The following is a 320-nucleotide window of genomic DNA, read 5'->3' as shown; positions in this document are numbered from 1 at the left end:
CCCCCCCCCCCCCCCCCCCCCCCCCCCCCCCCCCCCCCCCCCCCCCCCCCCCCCCCCCCCCCCCCCCCCCCCCCCCCCCCCCCCCCCCCCCCCCCCCCCCCCCCCCCCCCCCCCCCCTTTTAATGAGCCGGCGACCACCGAGATCTACACCGAAGGTTAATCGTCGGCAGCGTCAGATGTGTATAAGAGACAGTCTTCATTCCCGGCTGGGTCGTCGAGGTGCATCCGGCGATGTGCGAAGCCATCGCGAGGGACGGGCACGAGATCGGCCATCACGGCTACTCGCACAAGCGGCCGGAGCCCGGTGACTTCGCCGTCGA

The 320-nt window shown here is 75.0% G+C and carries 1 pseudogene; it reads left to right on the top strand.

Annotated elements, in window-relative coordinates:
* Positions 1-189 precede the first annotated feature (189 nt).
* Positions 190-320 (top strand): annotated as a pseudogene (locus JHD80_RS27440) (polysaccharide deacetylase family protein); the annotation flags it as partial.

Source organism: Allobosea sp. ASV33 (assembly GCF_016428755.1).
GTDB lineage: Bacteria > Pseudomonadota > Alphaproteobacteria > Rhizobiales > Beijerinckiaceae > Allobosea.
This window is presented reverse-complemented; position numbering and strand designations above follow the sequence as displayed.